Annotated in this window: 16 protein-coding genes; 12 read left to right on the top strand and 4 right to left on the bottom strand. The window is 37.3% G+C overall.

Annotation, left to right across the window (positions count from 1 at the left end; all coding sequences use genetic code 11):
- Positions 1-11 precede the first annotated feature (11 nt).
- Positions 12-2,582 carry a hypothetical protein gene (locus tag MM213_RS14885; RefSeq protein WP_241413524.1) on the top strand — a complete coding sequence of 857 codons (2,571 nt, stop codon included), beginning with the start codon at positions 12-14 and terminating at the stop codon, positions 2,580-2,582.
- On the opposite strand, the gene MM213_RS14880 is transcribed toward MM213_RS14885, so the two are convergent.
- Positions 2,572-4,254, bottom strand: coding sequence for a hypothetical protein (locus MM213_RS14880; RefSeq protein WP_241413522.1), 1,683 nt, complete (start codon positions 4,252-4,254; stop codon positions 2,572-2,574). The genes MM213_RS14885 and MM213_RS14880 overlap by 11 nt on opposite strands.
- 211 nt (positions 4,255-4,465) lie before the next feature.
- On the opposite strand from MM213_RS14880, the gene MM213_RS14875 reads away from it, so the two are divergent.
- The 11 genes from MM213_RS14875 to MM213_RS14825 all read left to right on the top strand — a co-directional run bounded on the left by MM213_RS14875 (position 4,466) and on the right by MM213_RS14825 (position 13,902).
- Positions 4,466-4,711 (top strand): type B 50S ribosomal protein L31, encoded by a 246-nt coding sequence (locus MM213_RS14875; RefSeq protein WP_241275844.1) that lies wholly within the window; start codon positions 4,466-4,468, stop codon positions 4,709-4,711.
- Between the two features lie 74 nt (positions 4,712-4,785).
- The gene (locus MM213_RS14870; protein WP_241413520.1) at positions 4,786-5,985 is read left to right on the top strand and encodes a GlmU family protein; all 1,200 of its coding nucleotides are present in this window, start codon (positions 4,786-4,788) and stop codon (positions 5,983-5,985) included.
- A gap of 10 nt (positions 5,986-5,995) precedes the next feature.
- Entirely contained in the window at positions 5,996-7,141 is a 1,146-nt protein-coding gene (locus MM213_RS14865; protein ID WP_241413518.1) for a DNA polymerase III subunit, read from the top strand.
- Positions 7,138-7,569: an ATP-dependent zinc protease family protein gene (locus MM213_RS14860; protein ID WP_241413516.1), complete on the top strand. Its 432-nt coding sequence runs from the start codon at positions 7,138-7,140 to the stop codon at positions 7,567-7,569. Before MM213_RS14865 ends, MM213_RS14860 begins: the two co-directional genes overlap by 4 nt.
- A gap of 128 nt (positions 7,570-7,697) precedes the next feature.
- Positions 7,698-8,606 carry a 30S ribosomal protein S6--L-glutamate ligase gene (rimK, locus tag MM213_RS14855; protein ID WP_241413514.1) on the top strand — a complete coding sequence of 303 codons (909 nt, stop codon included), beginning with the start codon at positions 7,698-7,700 and terminating at the stop codon, positions 8,604-8,606.
- Positions 8,606-9,541, top strand: a complete 936-nt coding sequence (gene hemC, locus MM213_RS14850) for a hydroxymethylbilane synthase (protein ID WP_241413512.1) — start codon at positions 8,606-8,608, stop codon at positions 9,539-9,541. Before rimK ends, hemC begins: the two co-directional genes overlap by 1 nt.
- Positions 9,538-10,374 carry a peptidylprolyl isomerase gene (locus MM213_RS14845; protein WP_241413511.1) on the top strand — a complete coding sequence of 279 codons (837 nt, stop codon included), beginning with the start codon at positions 9,538-9,540 and terminating at the stop codon, positions 10,372-10,374. The genes hemC and MM213_RS14845 overlap by 4 nt, the downstream gene beginning before the upstream one ends.
- Entirely contained in the window at positions 10,355-11,296 is a 942-nt protein-coding gene (locus tag MM213_RS14840) for an SDR family oxidoreductase (protein WP_241413509.1), read from the top strand. Before MM213_RS14845 ends, MM213_RS14840 begins: the two co-directional genes overlap by 20 nt.
- Before the next feature lie 39 nt (positions 11,297-11,335).
- On the top strand, positions 11,336-12,724 hold the full coding sequence (locus MM213_RS14835; protein ID WP_241413508.1) for a sodium-dependent transporter: 1,389 nt from the start codon (positions 11,336-11,338) through the stop codon (positions 12,722-12,724).
- Positions 12,725-12,852: 128 nt separating this feature from the next.
- Complete coding sequence (locus MM213_RS14830; protein ID WP_241413507.1) at positions 12,853-13,242, top strand: response regulator; 390 nt, start codon at positions 12,853-12,855, stop codon at positions 13,240-13,242.
- Positions 13,243-13,317: 75 nt separating this feature from the next.
- The gene (locus MM213_RS14825) at positions 13,318-13,902 is read left to right on the top strand and encodes a porin family protein (RefSeq protein WP_241413506.1); all 585 of its coding nucleotides are present in this window, start codon (positions 13,318-13,320) and stop codon (positions 13,900-13,902) included.
- A 300-nt stretch (positions 13,903-14,202) separates the two neighbouring features.
- Here the strand turns inward: MM213_RS14825 and MM213_RS14820 are convergent, their stop codons facing one another.
- The 3 genes from MM213_RS14820 to MM213_RS14810 all read right to left on the bottom strand — a co-directional run bounded on the left by MM213_RS14820 (position 14,203) and on the right by MM213_RS14810 (position 17,571).
- Positions 14,203-15,342, bottom strand: a complete 1,140-nt coding sequence (locus MM213_RS14820) for a galactokinase (protein WP_241413505.1) — start codon at positions 15,340-15,342, stop codon at positions 14,203-14,205.
- An 11-nt stretch (positions 15,343-15,353) separates the two neighbouring features.
- Positions 15,354-16,427, bottom strand: coding sequence for an aldose epimerase family protein (locus tag MM213_RS14815; RefSeq protein WP_241413504.1), 1,074 nt, complete (start codon positions 16,425-16,427; stop codon positions 15,354-15,356).
- A 121-nt stretch (positions 16,428-16,548) separates the two neighbouring features.
- Positions 16,549-17,571, bottom strand: a complete 1,023-nt coding sequence (locus MM213_RS14810) for a LacI family DNA-binding transcriptional regulator (protein WP_241413502.1) — start codon at positions 17,569-17,571, stop codon at positions 16,549-16,551.
- Between the last annotated feature and the right edge of the window lie 5 nt (positions 17,572-17,576).

Here is a 17,576-nt window from a genome sequence, read left to right as displayed (position 1 = left end):
AAAATAGAATCATGAAAAAAATATTTTTGTTTGCTCTTTTATTTGCATTCAGCCATTTGTCTGGTGCAACCCCGCCAAAAGCACCTGTTTCATTTTGCGCAGGAGGATGGGGAGAAGATTACTTCTATTACAATCTATTTTTGCAAGAAACAATGGGGGAAACCCAGTATGAACCATTTCTGCTCACTTATGAAACTGCTTTTTATTCGAGGAATGAAAAGCAAAACCCTTCTGAAATTACTTTATTGAACGAAAACATAGAGGAATGGCAAAAGCATCTCGATATACCTTATGAAAGCGCACATTATTTAGTGTTCAAATCTTCACGTGAAGACATCAACTCTTTGCTTCAGGGAAAAACAATCAGTACATCTTTGCTTGATTTTATTGATGAACCTTTCATCAGAAAACACAAGCAAGCATTACGCTACATTGCTTATGCAAAATACCTAGAGCCCTATATGGCTGTAAAAAGTACAGGATACAATTATTGGGGAAATGGCCCTGAAAAAAATGTAACGGAACTCGATTACCAAACAGTCATCAATGTTCTCGAACGTAGCTGGCAAGCCGAAACTGACAAAGATCTGAAGCTACGATATGGCTATCAATTGGTGCGATTTGCACATTACAACTTGCGATTTGCGGAAGCTCTAGCTTATTTCGACACGCACATAGAAAGTCTAAATCATCGACCTATTATGTACTACTACGCTTTGGATCAAAAAGGCGGCGCAGAACGTGGCTTGGGAAATCATGTACAGGCTTTGAATGATTTTTTCCAGTTTTTTACCCACACCAAAAACAAAAAAACGCAAGCTTATAGCTCAATGAGGATTACGTCCGACTTGGATTTTGAGAAATTATTGAATTCTGCCAAAAGCATTCAAGAGAAAAACGATCTGTATTTATTGCTTGGATATAAGGATTTCAACAACCCGTTGGCCGCATTTGACAAAATCATCCTAAACGACCCAAACGCACCTCAAGCGAAAGTACTTATGGCTCGTGCCATCAACCAATTGGAACGCTCCTTTTTCCCTACAGAATATTACTGTCAATATGACAAACCAAACTGTTTGGAAAGTGCAAGCGATCTTAGAATCCCTCTCACCACAAACCCTCGATCCAAAACATTTCTAGACCAAACGCTAGAAGCATCCTTGAAGCAAACGAAAAGTAAAGATATTGAGGATACTGATTTTTGGCATCTTACTTCTGCTTGGATTTACTTTATCCAAAAAAACAGCGATGCTTCCAAGGCTCAACTTGACTTAGTCAAACAAGCTAAGTACAAAACCCAAAAAAACAAACTTGAGATGCTTTTACATATCACAGAACAACCTGTAATAAGTAGTGATTTTGAAGAAGTTTTGGTGAATCGGTACAATATATTCCCTAACCCGCAAGGTAATGAAAGAGAATCCTATTCTCCCTCTACAAATGATTTTATCATAGATGTGCTAGCAAACCGATACCTTCTTCAAAAAGACTATGCCAAAGCATTTCTATTACAAAACTCTATCTTAAGCTTAGAATACAACCCTGATTTAGAGCACATAGAAGCGATAGAAGAATTTTATCATAAAGAAGAAAAAAATGTACTTGAGCAATATTTGATGTCATCAATTACACCCAAACACTATGATTATGATACCAGAAAATATGTCTTAGATAAATCTTTTGACTTACCAGTATACATTGCTTTTGTGAAAGGCAATACGCTGCTCCGTGAAGGAAAGGCTAGAGATGCTAAAGAACAATTTGATCTAGTACCTGAAGACTATGCAAGATTCAAAGGTGATTTCAACCCTACGACTCAGCAATTCGACCTTCTTCATAAAGCATTTTATGACGGCTACTCCAATGTACCTGCAAGTATTTTTGGATACAATCGAATAGAGTGTTTTGAGTGCCCCGAAGATCTCATGATCGGTGAAGCAGACAAAGTAATAGAAGTAGATTATCTTGAAAACTTCCACTTTATCAAGCCATTGATGAACAAAAGGGAGCTTGCAGAAGCTGTGATCAGTTTAGAAAAAGAAGCAAGAAAGAAAGGCAAAAAAGCTGCTCAAGCCAATTACTTGCTGGGTAATTTCTATTACAACACAACTACTATTGGTTACTATCGTCACATACTTGCATTTGATGCTTCTAATGGAAATGGTAGTAAATACAGCAACTATCTAAGTTGGGGAGGGCAATACATCGCCCAAGAACCAACATATCCATTGTACTTCAAAAATTATGGGTTCAAAGCATGGTTTCCGGACAATTTCAACTTGCCTTTGGAGTATTTGGACAAAGCTCTGAAACTTGCCAAGGAAGATGAATTGAAAGCACAAATACTCTTTGCTGCTGCAAAATGCGAACAGGGTATATTTTATAGCACACAAGAAGATGAAGATCTGAACAGTTTGAAATCATTAAGCTATCAAGATCGACAAAACAAACGTGTGGAAATAAAAAACACACGATACAGGGAATATTTCAACAAACTAAAATCTTACAATCATACAGCGTTTTATGAAGATGTAAAGACCTATTGCAAGTATTTTGAATTCTACACAACTAGTAATTAAAATCCTGTCTCACAATATTCATCCTAACACCTAATTGTGTAAAGTTATTGATCTCTGGAGAATCGAGATTTTGCGCCGTTCTTCTCCTGTAGCTGTGGCTCAAATCGAGAAAGAGATTATGCTTAAGCATATATGTTGCATTGAGTGTCGCCATCGCTACTCTGTTTTCTACTCCTTGTCCTATCACATGCCCAAATAATCCTAGGCCTGTATTTGTGACGAGTCTATTCTTGAGCAAATCACCTCCGAAATTAATTTCTTCACTTGGGTCAACACCAAAAAACTGATAAAAACCTGTAGCATTCAATGACAATCTTGGAAGAGGCTGATATCTCACGATAGTGACAAACTCTCTGAAATTGGCACCTCTTGGATGTGTCAATGGAGTTCTATAATTATTGAATGCCTGATTTTCAAATTTCTCTTGATAAGTATATGGTCTTGCTTGATTGAATTCCAGCTGAAGGTCTAGATTGGGGATTTTGAAGACATTTATATACTTGTAACCTGCTTGTATGGCATGTTTGTTTCTGCTCGAATTTTTCCCATCTATACCAAAAAACTCATTGAATACAAATTCATCCAATGCAAACTGACCATAAAGCTGCATTCCAGGAGTAAAATTCCATTTGCCATCAAATCCCAGCATTACCTTGTCAGGAGTACCAAGCTGATGCTCTACCCATCTGTAAAAAATAACTGGATTGAGATAATTCCAATCAAACCTATTAGCCATCACAGATTCGAAAACTCCAATATTCAATTTCTTCCCCAAATTGATTCCTAATCTATGGTGAGAAAACCATTTTTGGGGATATCTGCCATCCGTAGGCCTGCCCCTGTTGTAGATCACATCTGCAGTCATCTGAGACCATATATTAGTCAGGTTGAATTTCCAGATTTTCGTATTCAACTTAAAAAAAACATATGGATTTGAGAAGTCCGACAAAATCATCGACCGATATCCTTCCCCAATAAAATTTCTATCATGCCCAAATTGGGCTTCTATGCTTTTACTTATGTTGAAAGTAAGATGTCCCATCGCAGAAAAGTAGCCATAGCCTTCATCACCATACTCTTTCCAAAAACCTTCCCCAGGCACTGCCCCATTGTTTTCGGCATAAGCACCTACCCATGAAGGGAATACAGTCTGAGTGGTGGTGAGGTAGGTATAGAAACCGATTTTCCTGTCTATGCTACCCCTTAGTTCAATCCCCCGAGTATTTCTGAACCTAAATTCATCCTGATTTGTCTCCCTACCTCCTGCCAAGTACAAAACAGGATTGATGTGAACGTCAAAAACAGAATCCCTGTAATGAAAGAAATCTGATTGCTTTCTGTATAATTTCCCCAAAAATGGCTTGGTTGAATTCCCAGATTCCGGCAAAGAAAATTCCCAGTTATCATTTCTTAGATAGTTTATATTAAAATTGTCAACGCTATTTCCTGGAGAAACGGAGTCGGTCAAATAATCATTTAAAAAAGAAGCGACTTGATCCCTTCTGTAAGGCTTGACACCAGTATGAAAAACTGGATTCATCTCCCCTTTTAGGATTTCATAGCGTTCTATGATATGATAGTAATCTCTATTGAAAGGAGCATAAGCACCTTGTCCAAAAGCACTCAAGAGAAATACAGATAATAATAAAGACAGTAAAAAAAACTTTTTCATAAGGTGGATTTAAAGCTTAACTTTGTAAAACTATAAAAAGCCGTCAAATAATATCGGTCTCTAATGCCTTTTTTACAGATCAAAGACCAATAAATTTAGATTTTCATGTAAAGAAGGAAATAAATTACATGATTTGATTTGGATGGTTTTTCAAAAAAGAATAACTTTGCGCTCTATTTGAAAAGAAGCATCTAAGAAAAATAACAATACAATGAGAAAAGATATTCATCCTAACTACAGAGAAGTGGTATTTTATGACACTTCAAGCGAGTATAAGTTCATAACAAAATCTACTATCGAGACTTCTGAGACTATTCAGTGGGAAGATGGAAAAGAGTATCCTCTTTTCAAGATTGAAGTAAGCTCAAACTCTCACCCTTTCTATACTGGCAAGAAAATGCTATTGGATACAGCTGGTAGAGTTGAGAAATTCAACAGAAGATACGCGAAGAAATAATCTTCATTACTCTTATATGAGTTTTAAAAGTCTCTGGGAAATTGTTTTCCGAGAGACTTTTTTATTTTTGTGGCATGGACAATATTATTTTATTCGACGACGCCGCTATACGCGGTTCTCTTTTACCATTTACCTTTACAAGGCCAATAGCCGATATTAGAGTTGGAATACTAAAGATCAGCGAAAAATGGGAGAAATATTCAAGCCTGAAGCCTGGATTTATCACTCAAGACTATCTGAGTAAGAAATTCGGGCATGAAGACGGTAGTGCCATAATGATAAATGGTGCTGCATGTCCAACCAAAGACCTTTGGGATGCTATCCTATCCCTGACACCAAACCAAGCACTTTGGTCTAATCAGACATTGCTTGCTACGAAAACCGAGGATCCTACGGGATTCAACCATGAAACCGTAAAGGAAAAAACTAAAGTGGAATTTGAAGGTCCCTTTACCCTGATCCAAAAAACTTGGAATATATTTGAATTCAATGCCCAAGAAATCATAAAAGACTTCACTTTAATCACCTCAGGAAGAAAATCAATTGGAGTAAGTGACCCAAACACAATTATCTATAACGAAAGCCAAATCTTCGTTGAGGAAGGAGCAAAAATAAAAGCGGCTGTGCTCAATGCTGAAAACGGACCAATATACATAGGGAAAAACTCAGAAATCCAAGAAGGTGCATTGATCAGAGGACCATTTGCATTGTGTGAAAGCTCCACTGTAAACATGGGCGCCAAAATGCGGGGAGACACTACGGTAGGCCCACATTCCAAGATCGGAGGTGAAGTATCAAATTCAGTGATTTTTGGCTATAGCAATAAAGGCCATGATGGGTTTATGGGGAATTCTGTATTGGGAGAATGGTGCAATCTAGGTGCGGATACCAACACATCAAATTTAAAAAACAACTATGCATCGGTTAAGGTTTGGGATTATATAAAGGGCGGATTTTCCAACACAGGTTTGCAATTTTGTGGCTTAATGATGGGAGATCATTCCAAATCAGGCATTAATACAATGTTTAATACAGGTACTGTGATTGGAGTCGGTGCAAATGTTTTTGGGGATGGCTACCCGCGTAATTTCATACCTTCTTTTTCTTGGGGAGGAGCTTCAGGCTTCAGTACGTTTCAATTCAGAAAATTTGAAGAAGTTGCCATTGCTGTCATGAAAAGAAGAGGGTTAAATTTTGATGATATAGAAAAAGAAATAATTCAAAAGGTTTTTGAATTAACAAAGCATTACCGAATTTGGGACAAAACAATTTAAGGGGATAAATATGCTATTTTCATCCATTCCAGGACTCCAAGAAGTAAAAGAAAGAATAATTCAAGCTGTACAAAACAATCACTTGGCGCATGCTTTATTATTTCATGGACCAGAAGGATCAGCCAACCTCCAAATGGCCTTAGCACTTTCTACGTATTTACATTGCGAAAACCCAAGTGATACTGATGCTTGTGGTCAATGCCCCTCGTGCCACAAAATGGAGAAATTGATTCATCCAGACATGAATTTTGTAGTGCCTGCTCCTGGAGAAGAGAAAGATGACGATGATAAAAAAAAGAAAGTCGATTTTATAGCTTCTTTTAGGAATTTTGCATTGACAACAGGCTATGGAAACATATCTGATTGGATTTACCATAACAACATTGACAAAAAGCAGCTAAATATTTCAAGAGGAACCGCAAGAAATATCCTAAAAACCATTTCATTGAAATCATTTGAAGGTGGTTATAAGATCATGTTGATCTGGGGGGCAGAGTATATGAACACCCAGGCTGCCAACTCTCTTTTGAAAGTATTAGAAGAGCCTCCTGAAAAAACATTATTCCTTTTGCTCACTACCCAGCCAGAGCAATTATTAACCACGATTCTGTCCAGAACCCAAAAAGTGATGATCAGGGCGTTTACTGATGAGGAGATCAAAGAGCATCTAGTACTGGAAGGGATGTGTTCGAAAGAAGCTTCAGAACAAATCGCACCACTTGCTGATGGAAATATGCGTGAGGCTTATAGATTGGTAGATCAAGTTCAAGATGAAAACACATCACAAATCAGAGATTGGTATAGATTGTGCTTCACTTTGAAGATTGGAGAAATCCTACAGCTCGCAGAAATCTTTGCACAAAAAGATAAAGAAGCTCAAAAATCACTATTGTTAAGCGGTCTGAATGTGCTCAGAGAAGTGATATTAAGTAAATCCCAACTTACAGGCTTGATGCGTAGTGTGCCTCAAGACAGAGGTTTCATTGAAAACCTTGGAATCCATGTACTTGATGAGGAAAAGATAGCAAACATGTACATTAAAATGAATCAAGCCCATTATCACTTGGAACGAAACGCTAGCGCAAAAATTCTATTCACTGATTTGTCATTTCAGCTAGCCAGAATTATGCGTAAAAAAACAAATGCACAACCATGAAAAAAATAATTGGAAGAAGGGAAAGAATCACCTTACCAGATTGGAAACTAAAGATGATTCCTGCCAAAGTTGATACTGGTGCATATACTAATTCTATACATTGTACTTTTTTGGAAGAAAAAGAAATAGATGGTGAAATGGTACTGAACTACAAAGTATTGGCTACTGACAATAGAAAATACAAAGACATTATTCACCAAACAAAAGACTACACGCAAAAAAAGGTCAAGAATTCTTTTGGACAAGCTGAAATAAGATATAAAGTAAGTACAAAAGTGGTTATGTTTGACGAAGAGTTCGAAGCTGAATTTACACTAACCGATCGGTCTAAAATGAGAAATCCAATACTTTTGGGTAGAAAAATGCTTCAAGGACGATTTTTAGTAGATGTTTCTCAAGTTAACCTATCTCAAAAGTCAAACCAATGAAAAAATTGATGTTAAAGTAATCATATAGCACTTTAATAAAATTACTACATAATATCTGACTGCGAATATTTCCTAAAAAATCGCCCTGATGGTAAAGACAGGGCTCTACCAATAAAAAAATTAGACAGATGAAAATCGCCATACTATCAAGAAACTCACACCTATATTCTACCAAGAGGTTACATGAAGCGATTTTAGCTGCAGGTCATGAAGCTGTGATTATAGATCATTCACTTTGTGATATAATCATTGAACAAGAAGGACCTTCCATCATTTACAAGGGAGAAAAAGTCATAGGTGTTGATGCCATAATCCCAAGAATCGGTGCATCTGTGACTTTCTACGGCACAGCAGTAGTTCGACAATTTGAACTAATGGGCACATTCTCAGCCGTAGAATCACAGGCTATCGTAAGAAGCCGAGACAAGCTGAGAAGCCTTCAAATCCTCTCAAAAGCTGGATTGGGAATGCCTAAAACAGCTTTCACCAATTTCTCTAAAGGTGGTGAAAAAACCTTGATTGAACATGTCGGTGGTGCGCCTTTGATCATCAAACTTTTGGAAGGGACGCAAGGGCTTGGTGTGGTATTGGCAGAGACGAAAAAAGCCGGTCAATCAGTAATTGAGGCATTTCATGGCTTGAAGGCACGTATTATTGTTCAAGAATTCATCAAAGAAGCCAAAGGAGCAGATATTCGCGCATTTATCGTAAATGGCAGAGTAGTCGGCGCTATGAAACGACAAGGTGCCGAAGGAGAGTTCCGATCCAACCTTCATAGAGGTGGAAAAGCGACGATCATCAAACTTTCTAGAGCCGAAAAAGCGGCTGCTCTTGGAGCTGCAAAAGCTCTAGGACTAGATATAGCTGGAGTAGATATGCTGCAGTCGTCCAGAGGACCTCTTATCCTTGAAGTAAACAGCTCTCCTGGATTGGAAGGAATCGAAAAAGCTACAGGGATCAACATCGCTGGTGAGATTATCAAGTTCGTAGAAGAATCTGTGTCCAAAAAAGTTCCAAAAAGAAAAATCAAAGAATAATGCAAAATATTAAAATTGGTACTCGTGGGAGCAAACTTGCACTTTGGCAGGCTTATCACGTAGCAGATTTATTAAAAGCCAAAGGTATCTCAAGTGAAATCGTAATCATCGACACCAAAGGAGATAAAATACTTGATGTATCCATTGCGAAAATTGGAAGTAAGGGCGTATTCACAGAAGAATTGGAAGATCAGCTTGCCAGTGGCGCAGTAGATATTGCCGTCCATAGCGCAAAAGATATGCAATCATCACTTCCTGATGGTTTCGAAATCATCGCATTTACCGAAAGGGAGGAAGTCAACGACATTATCCTAAGCCACAAATCTGATATTGATTACAAAGACAGTGACAAACCTTTGATATTAGGGACTTCCTCTACTAGAAGAGTGGCTACATTAAGGCATTACTACCCACATATCCAAACAGTAGAGGTTAGGGGGAATTTACAAACAAGGATTTCCAAAATGGAATCTGGACTATGTGACGCCCTTTTATTGGCTTATGCGGGCGCTCACAGGATGGGGTATGATGAGTTAATTATACACAAACTTTCCTTGGATGAATTTACGCCTGCTGTAGGTCAAGGTAGCGTAGCTATTGAAGCATCCACCAATTTAGATGAAGGAATCAGATCCCAAATTATTGAAGCCACACACCATGAGGCTACTGGGTACAGATTGACTGCAGAAAGGTCATACTTGAGAGTGTTAGAAGGAGGGTGTAGTATACCCGTATTTGCCTTGGCTACTTGTACTGACACCTCACTTACACTAAAAGGCGGGATCGTCAGTCTTGATGGGGTAAATAGGATAATACATAAAGTCGAAGGCACATTACAGGAAGCAGAAATGCTAGGAAAATTACTTGCAGAAAAAGTATTGAACTCTGGAGGTGATAAAATATTAAAAGAGATTAAAGCAACACTGAACAAATGAAAATTACCCTAAGATTAATTACTATCCTGAGCATGGTTTCTTTTATAAGCTGCTCTGTAGAAAAAGACCATCTGGTCAAGATAGAGACCAGACATGGAGAAATGTACGCTTTACTTTTTGATGATACACCAAAACACAAAAACAATTTTATAAAACTTGCAGAAAGTGGAAGGTTTGATTCGACGCAATTCCATAGAATCATCGAAAACTTTATGATTCAGGGTGGAGATGTTTTTGGAAAAGAAAAATTACCTCAAGAAGAATGGTACACGATTCCTGCCGAGATTAATACAAAATACATTCACAAAAAAGGGATGATTGCTGCTGCAAGATTAGGAGATAATGCTAATCCAGAAAAAGCTTCAAGTGGATCTCAGTTCTATATAGTACAGGGCAAAGTTTATTCGAAACCTGAATTGGTAACTGATATGCGTCAGTTGGGCCAAAAATTCAATCAATTTATTGGATTGGAAAGCAACAAGGAACTGAGAAAAGAATATCTAAGACTGTACGAAGCAAAGGAGTTTGATTCTCTAAACTTCATAATGCTACAAACTAAGGAACAGCTTGAGGGATTTTACAATGTAAGTCTAGATAAGAAAATGACCCCTCAACAAATTGAAGCCTATACATCTGAAGGAGGTACCCCACATTTGGATAACGAATACACAGTATTTGGACAAATCATCAAAGGAATCGAAGTAATGGAAGCTATCGCTCAAGAAAAAACTGCTGCATTAGATAAACCCATAGAGCCGGTGTACATGAAAGTGAGTATTTCCCAAATGAATAAAAAGAAAATTACCAAGGAGTATGGTTATGACTTTGAGTAACTTCAATAAGAAAAAAGTATTGGTTACTGGCGCAAATGGCCTTTTGGGGCAAAAAATTGTCAAACAGATTATTACTGAAAAAAACCTTGAAGTAATCCCTACTGGACTTGGCAAAAGTAGATTACCCGAAGATTTGGAAATCACAAATTGGGTTACACTTGATATACTAAATAGAGACCAAGTAATTACTCAAATCGGTATAATAAAACCCAATTTCATCATTCATACAGCAGCAATGACTAACGTTGACCAATGTGAGAGTGACAAAGAAGCTTGCAAAGCACTTAATATAGATGCTGTAAAGCATTTAGTAGAAGCAAGTAAAATTTACAATTGCCACTTAATCCATCTATCCACAGATTTTATATTTGATGGAAATAATGGACCATATTCAGAGGAAGCAATACCCAATCCTATAAATTTTTATGGTTGGACTAAATTGGAAGCTGAAAAAATCATACAACAATCAAAGATCAATTGGGCAATTGTAAGAACAGTATTGGTCTATGGAATAGCCAATGATATGAGTCGATCAAACATCATACTTTGGGTAAAAGATTCATTGGAGAAAGGGAAAGATCTGCAATTGGTAAACGATCAAATAAGGACACCTACTTTAGCCGAAGATCTGGCAGCAGGATGCATATTGATTGTAGAAAAGAGAGCAAATGGAATCTATAATATTTCAGGAAAAGATGTATTGACACCCTATGAGATGGGGATTGCAACAGCAGAATATTTTGGGTTAGACAAAACAAAAATTAAGGAAACAAACTCTCTTTCCTTTACCCAAGATGCCAAAAGACCCATGAAAACAGGATTTGTCATAGAAAAAGCAGTAACTGACTTGGGCTATTCCCCGAAAAGTTTTATGGATGGAATTGGTATTTTGGCAAAACAACTTAAATTAGCCAATTATTAACAATTCAATAATCTAACAAAAACTAATTATTCGAAAGGTATGGCAGTTAATACTGACACTGAAGGCAGAGGTCAATGGGGCTCAAGTCTAGGTTTTATAATGGCAGCAGCAGGTTCAGCTGTGGGTTTAGGTAACATTTGGAGATTCCCTTATCTAACAGGTGAAAATGGTGGAGGCGCTTTTGTCTTTGTGTATGCCATCTGTGTGCTATTAATTGGACTTCCTTTGTTATTAAACGAGATAGCTCTAGGCAGAAAGTCTGGAAAAAATCCAATCGGTGCAATTAGGGAAACTGGCGGAAATAAATTTTGGCAGTTGGCCGGAGTTCTTTGTATTTTGGTTTGTTTCTGCGTATTGAGTTATTACTCAGTAATTGCAGGCTGGACAATTGGCTATATTTTTACAGAATTGATCAATATCCCAATTGATTTTGAAGAGTTCCAAGATACTCCGATGTACGTAATCCCATTGTGTTTTATCTTCATTTTGATGACAATCGGTGTTGTTTTGGGTGGTATTTCTGGAGGAATCGAAAAGGCAGCGAAGTTTTTGATGCCAGTTCTTTTCATAATAATCATATTTATAGCAGGAAGAGCAGTTACGCTTGAAGGGGCTAGCGCAGGTATTGAGTATTATTTGTATCCTGATTTTTCAAAAATCACCACAAAAGTTATTCTTCAAGCCCTTGGCCAAGCATTCTTCTCGATGTCAGTAGGATGGGGTTTGATGATTACATTTGGATCATACTTACCTCGTAAAAGTAACATCGTTGCTTCTTCTGGATGGATTGCTGGTATGGACAGCATGGTAGCCTTATTGGGAGGTTTGATGGTTTTCCCTGCGTTGTTTGCGTTATTACCTGGAAAAGACCCTGCAGGTGGCCCTGCTTTGGTATTTGAAGTTCTCCCATTGGTTTTTGACGCTATGCCGGGTGGTAACTTTATAGGAGCTATGTTCTTCCTTCTTTTGTTGGTTGCAGCCCTTACATCGAGTATTTCAATGCTTGAGGTGCCTGTTTCATATTTTATAGATGAAAAAAAATGGAGTAGAAAAAAAGCCGCTTGGACAATTGGAATTGCGGCAATGGCACTTTCAGTACCTTCAGCACTTTCTTCTATTGAAGGAAACTATTTTAACTCCTTAACATTAAACTTCTTAGGAAATACTCAAATAGGTTTTTTCAGCATCATGGACTTCTTGTTTGGAACATTTGCAGTAGTTGTAATATGTATGATGCTAGCTTTATATACAGGTTGGGCTAAAAAAATCAGCGATTTTGCAGACGAACTATCAGAAGGCTCCCCTGCATTCAAAGGAATTTTGAGGAAATCTTGGATATTCTTCATCAAGTGGGTTTGTCCTATCGTTATCGGTTTGGTATTACTTGATTTGATTGGTGTATTTGGTACTCCTCAAGAAGGTGGATAATTCAACATTAATCTAAGTTCAAGCGGGCATTTTGAAAATTTCAGAATGCCCGCTTTATTTTTATATATAAACATATGTTTTTTAAATAATTTTTATTGATCTTAGGAGCAGTCACCCAGATATGTATTATGAAAGTCCTCATTGTTGATGATGATGCCGTAAATAGATTTATATTACAAAAGTTGTTCGAGAAAAAAAATAACGTGGTTCTGACAGCCAATAATGGACTGGAAGCTCTTTCAATACTTGTAAATGAAAAGGACTTCGATATTGTGATTACTGATATCATGATGCCAGAGATGGATGGAATTGAACTATTGGCTGAAATAAAATTAAATGATGTAATTAGCAAGATTCCAATAATTGGTTTCACAGCAGGCGATATTGAATATTTCAGAAAAATAAATCCCATAACTTTTGACAAGTTACTTGCCAAACCAATGAATTATGTAGATTTATACAACATAGCTTGTAAATTTGTAGAGAACAATTTGAACCAATTAAACTATTCTGACTGAACAGCACGTTATCACTATCTAACAATCCTTTTATTTTGTAGATAAGAGGTTGTCATTTTATTAAACAATTGTCCTATGAAAAATCTCATTCTGCTACTGACTACTTTCTTGTTGGTGAATTCACTTCATGCTCAAGAATTTTCTATAGGCCCGAAATTTGGAGTTTCTCAATCTACCATAAAAGTAAATGGAGATGGATTCCAATCTGGAGATGATAAATTAGGCTATCATGTGGGAGCTTTTATAAGAATGGGCGGCGCATCAATATTTGTTCAGCCTGAGTTTCTTTACACAAATACTGGTGGGTTTATAATTGATGAAAACAACAATGCTACCGTAGAAACAAACTTCAATAGATTAGACATCCCAATGATGGTTGGATTCAAACTCGCTAAATTTTTTAGGATCCAAGCGGGACCAATTGCGAGTATTATACTTGACCAAAACTTTGGAGAAAACCCTATAGCAGCAACACAAAACATAGACTATAGAAGCTCTACTATTGGATATCAGGCAGGGATAGGTTTGGATATAGGTAATCTAATATTGGACGCCAAATACGAGAGTTCTTTAGGGAAAATAGCCAGTAGTGTGGCGGGGTTTCAGACAGACCAGAGACAAAATCAACTTGTGTTATCTGCCGGTTTTAGATTATTCTAAAATAAATCACTAAAAAAAGGCTGTCCAAAACTTCAAGTTCAGGACAGCCTTTTCAATTTTTAAATGATAAATCTTAGACTATATATATCCGGCTTTTACACCAGTAGCCATATATAATATTTTTGAAGTTCACTTCAATCAACTGTGGCCGAAATACTGTAGAAGAAGAGGATTATTCGCATAGTTATGATTGGTATATTTACCTACAGATCTCATTGCAGACAATCACATCATAGCTTTTGAATCAATTAACAATTGATACTTTCCCCAAGATTTTTATCTCAACAAATCACTTTTCATTTAGAGTAATCCAGTACCTTGTTCAGGAGAGACTATAAAGAATTTGGGTGATTTATTGAATTTCTCCTGATAAGCTTCTACAACTTCGGCTTGAAGCTGCGCGACAAAATCCTCGTGTACAATGTTAATCGTACACCCTCCAAATCCACCTCCCATCATCCTACTTCCCAATACTTCTGGGATCTTTCTAGTAAAGTCGACCAAAAAATCCAGTTCTTCACAACTTACCTCATAAAGTTTACTCAAACCGTCATGAGATTGATAGACTTTTTTTCCAAAGCCATCCAAATCCCCTTTTGAAAGAAACTCACAAGAATCCAATACCCTTTGATTTTCTTCGACAACAAAGCGACATCTCTTATATACAGTCTCAGACAAACTCAATTGATCCAATAAGTCTAAACTTATATCTCTCAAATCTTGAACATCAGCTTGAATTTTTTGCGCAGCATTCACACCTTCTTCACATTCCAATCTCCTCTTATTGTAAGCGCTATCAGCGAGTGAGTGTTTCACTTGGGTATCTATAAGCAAGATTTTATATTTCCCCAAATCAATCGGAAAATAATCAAAATCCAAAGTTCTACAGTCCAAACGAATCGCATGGTCCTTTTTCCCCATCACAGAAGCAAACTGATCCATAATTCCACATTGCACACCAGCAAACGTATGCTCTGCTTTTTGGGCATAATGTACGATAGACCTTTTAGAAATCCCTAACCCAAACAGTTCCGACAATGCAAAACCAACTGCACATTCTAGTGCTGCAGAAGAGGATAAGCCAGCTCCTACAGGAATATCCCCACCAAACACCATATCAAAGCCTTTGACAACATACCCTGCTTGTTGCAGTTGTGATACCACACCCATAATATATGTCGCCCAATGTCCTTTTTTTGGGGGAAAAGAATCTATATCGAACGAATACTCTTCCTCCAAATCTACAGAGTAAACCCTTCCCTTTTTGGTATCATTTTCTGCTATTGCTACGACCATTTTTTTGTCAATAGCTGCTGGCAATACATAACCACCATTATAATCTGTGTGCTCTCCGATCAAATTGATTCTTCCTGGTGAGTAAACAAGTAATGGCTCTTGGTTAAACAATTCTATAAAAGTGTTTTTGATTGATTGATGCATAATTGATCGATTTATTGGGCGGAAAACTTAAAAGTAGATGTGGAATGAAAGATTTCTCCTTGCTTTAATACAACAGAAGGAAAGCTTTCTTGGTTGATGCTGTCGGGAAAATGCTGTGTTTCCAAGCAGATAGCACAATGTTGATTGTAAGCTACTCCATCTTTTCCAAATATAGAACCATCCAAATAATTAGAAGTGTATACTTGAACTCCCGGCTCAGTGGTGGACAGCTCCAATAATCTCCCACTTTTTGGATCATATAATTTTGCACATTTCTCTTGTATATCAAATACAAACGAATGGTCTATTCCATTGCCATACTTGATTTGTTCGTTTTCCCGATCTATTGCTTTACCAATTTTTTTTCCTTCCACAAAATCAAAAGGGGTGTCCCTAACATTTTTCAATTCCCCTGTAGGCAAACTATTTTCATCCATTGGAAGAAAATTATTTGCCACTATCTGCAAATCATGATCCAAAATACTGCTGGAAAAGTCCCCACTCAAATTAAAATAGGAGTGATTTGTAGGATTGAGAATAGTAGTTTTATCAGAGATTCCATGATATTCAATTGTGAGCTCCCCATTAGGATTGATCAAATATGTCACTTTGAAGTCAATTGCGCCAGGATAACCACCTTCACCATCCGGACTAAACAAAGTAAACGCCACACCAAATGAATCTTCTTTATTGAATGGCTCTGCTTCCCATAATTTCCTGTCCCAGCCTTCCTTACCTCCATGCAGATGAACTTTTCCATTATTTGGCTCGAGTAGATATTTTTTACCATCCAATACAAATTGATTTCCCTTTATCCTCCCTCCTATTCTACCTACTGTAGACCCTATATAGCAATAGTTTTCTAGATACTCTTTTTTCTGATAACCATCAAAATCATCGAAACCGAGTACGATATCGGCCATCTTTCCATTTCTATCAGGAATGAATAGATGAGTAAGGGTAGCTCCATAATCCATGATTGAAGCTTTTATTACCCCAGGGATTTCAAGTGTATAAAGATTTACATCTTCACCATTCAGAGTCTTTCCAAATGGTTGGGCAGTGATTGCAGGTTTGATAAGCATTATTGTTTAATAGGTTTGGAGGATAAAAATAAAGGCTGAAAATCTAATTACCCAATTCTAAAGCAAATTGATTGATAATTATTGATTTTCAGCCTCAAAAAGACTTCATAATCTTGATTTTTTATTTTTTCAAGGTTGAATTTCTCGCGATCAAGGTCGTCCCAAGTACAAAAGACTTAGGCTCTTCAGAGACTATGTCATCTAACTGGTCCAAAAGATGATTTGCAGCAATCTGTCCCATTTCATATCCTGGTTGGGAAACAGTAGTCAGGGAAGGCTCTACTACTGCAGAGGTTGGATTGTTGGTAAATCCAGCCAACGCTATCTCCTGAGGAATTTTGATTCCTTTTTCTTTTAAAATCAACATCACATCTACAGCAACAGGGTCTATCATGGCGAAAATAGCATCCGCTCTATCCTCTTCTTCCAAAATCTTATAAGCAATCTGTCTATTTGACTCTTGATTAAGATCAGATACATATACACGACTTTCTTTCTCTGAAATCCCATATTCTGACAAAGCCTTCAGATACCCCTCCTTTCTTTTTTTACTAATATATAAGTCTTGCGGACCAGAAATAAACGCGATTTTGCGGCAGCCCTGCTCCAACAAATGATGGGTCACTTGATATGCTCCATGCGCATCATCAACAGTGACTCTCGAAACAGGAATCTCTTCAGTGACACGATCAAACATGATAAATGGAATCTCGCGATCGTAAAGATCTTGCAAATGCTGGTAACTCTTGGTTTCTCTGCTTAGAGAAATCAATAAGCCATCTACCTGACTAGCTACCAATACTCTAATATTAGAGATTTCTTGTACATATGATTCATTTGATTGACAAATCATCACATTATACCCTCTTTTATATGCTGTATCTTGAATTCCGGAAATATTACTGGAAAAAAAGTGAGAGGTCAACTCTGGCACGATGACACCAAGGACTTTACTCCTACTAATCCTTAAACTTTGGGCCAATAAGTTTGGTTGGTAATTCATACTTTTGGCCATTTCCACAATACGTTTTTTTGTATCTGGATGCAGCTCTGGGGAGTCTTTCAATGCCCTGGAAACTGTGGAGACAGAAACATTGAGCTTCTTGGCAATCTCCTTCATGGTTACCTGATGGCCTCTTTTCATTGACT

Origin of the sequence: Belliella alkalica, from assembly GCF_022549785.1 — a bacterium.
Lineage (GTDB): Bacteria > Bacteroidota > Bacteroidia > Cytophagales > Cyclobacteriaceae > Belliella > Belliella alkalica.
Note: the sequence above shows the minus strand (reverse complement) of the source record. Positions and strands in the feature narration are given on the sequence as shown.

Bases quoted from the DNA above. Each gene is read 5' to 3' on its own strand.
- MM213_RS14885 (WP_241413524.1), top strand. From the start codon at position 12: ATGAAAAAAATATTTTTGTTTGCTCTTTTATTTGCATTCAGCCATTTG.
- MM213_RS14880 (WP_241413522.1), bottom strand. From the start codon at position 4,254: ATGAAAAAGTTTTTTTTACTGTCTTTATTATTATCTGTATTTCTCTTG.
- MM213_RS14875 (WP_241275844.1), top strand. From the start codon at position 4,466: ATGAGAAAAGATATTCATCCTAACTACAGAGAAGTGGTATTTTATGAC.
- MM213_RS14870 (WP_241413520.1), top strand. From the start codon at position 4,786: ATGGACAATATTATTTTATTCGACGACGCCGCTATACGCGGTTCTCTT.
- MM213_RS14865 (WP_241413518.1), top strand. From the start codon at position 5,996: ATGCTATTTTCATCCATTCCAGGACTCCAAGAAGTAAAAGAAAGAATA.
- MM213_RS14860 (WP_241413516.1), top strand. From the start codon at position 7,138: ATGAAAAAAATAATTGGAAGAAGGGAAAGAATCACCTTACCAGATTGG.
- rimK (WP_241413514.1), top strand. From the start codon at position 7,698: ATGAAAATCGCCATACTATCAAGAAACTCACACCTATATTCTACCAAG.
- hemC (WP_241413512.1), top strand. From the start codon at position 8,606: ATGCAAAATATTAAAATTGGTACTCGTGGGAGCAAACTTGCACTTTGG.
- MM213_RS14845 (WP_241413511.1), top strand. From the start codon at position 9,538: ATGAAAATTACCCTAAGATTAATTACTATCCTGAGCATGGTTTCTTTT.
- MM213_RS14840 (WP_241413509.1), top strand. From the start codon at position 10,355: ATGGTTATGACTTTGAGTAACTTCAATAAGAAAAAAGTATTGGTTACT.
- MM213_RS14835 (WP_241413508.1), top strand. From the start codon at position 11,336: ATGGCAGTTAATACTGACACTGAAGGCAGAGGTCAATGGGGCTCAAGT.
- MM213_RS14830 (WP_241413507.1), top strand. From the start codon at position 12,853: ATGAAAGTCCTCATTGTTGATGATGATGCCGTAAATAGATTTATATTA.
- MM213_RS14825 (WP_241413506.1), top strand. From the start codon at position 13,318: ATGAAAAATCTCATTCTGCTACTGACTACTTTCTTGTTGGTGAATTCA.
- MM213_RS14820 (WP_241413505.1), bottom strand. From the start codon at position 15,342: ATGCATCAATCAATCAAAAACACTTTTATAGAATTGTTTAACCAAGAG.
- MM213_RS14815 (WP_241413504.1), bottom strand. From the start codon at position 16,427: ATGCTTATCAAACCTGCAATCACTGCCCAACCATTTGGAAAGACTCTG.
- MM213_RS14810 (WP_241413502.1), bottom strand. From the start codon at position 17,571: ATGAAAAGAGGCCATCAGGTAACCATGAAGGAGATTGCCAAGAAGCTC.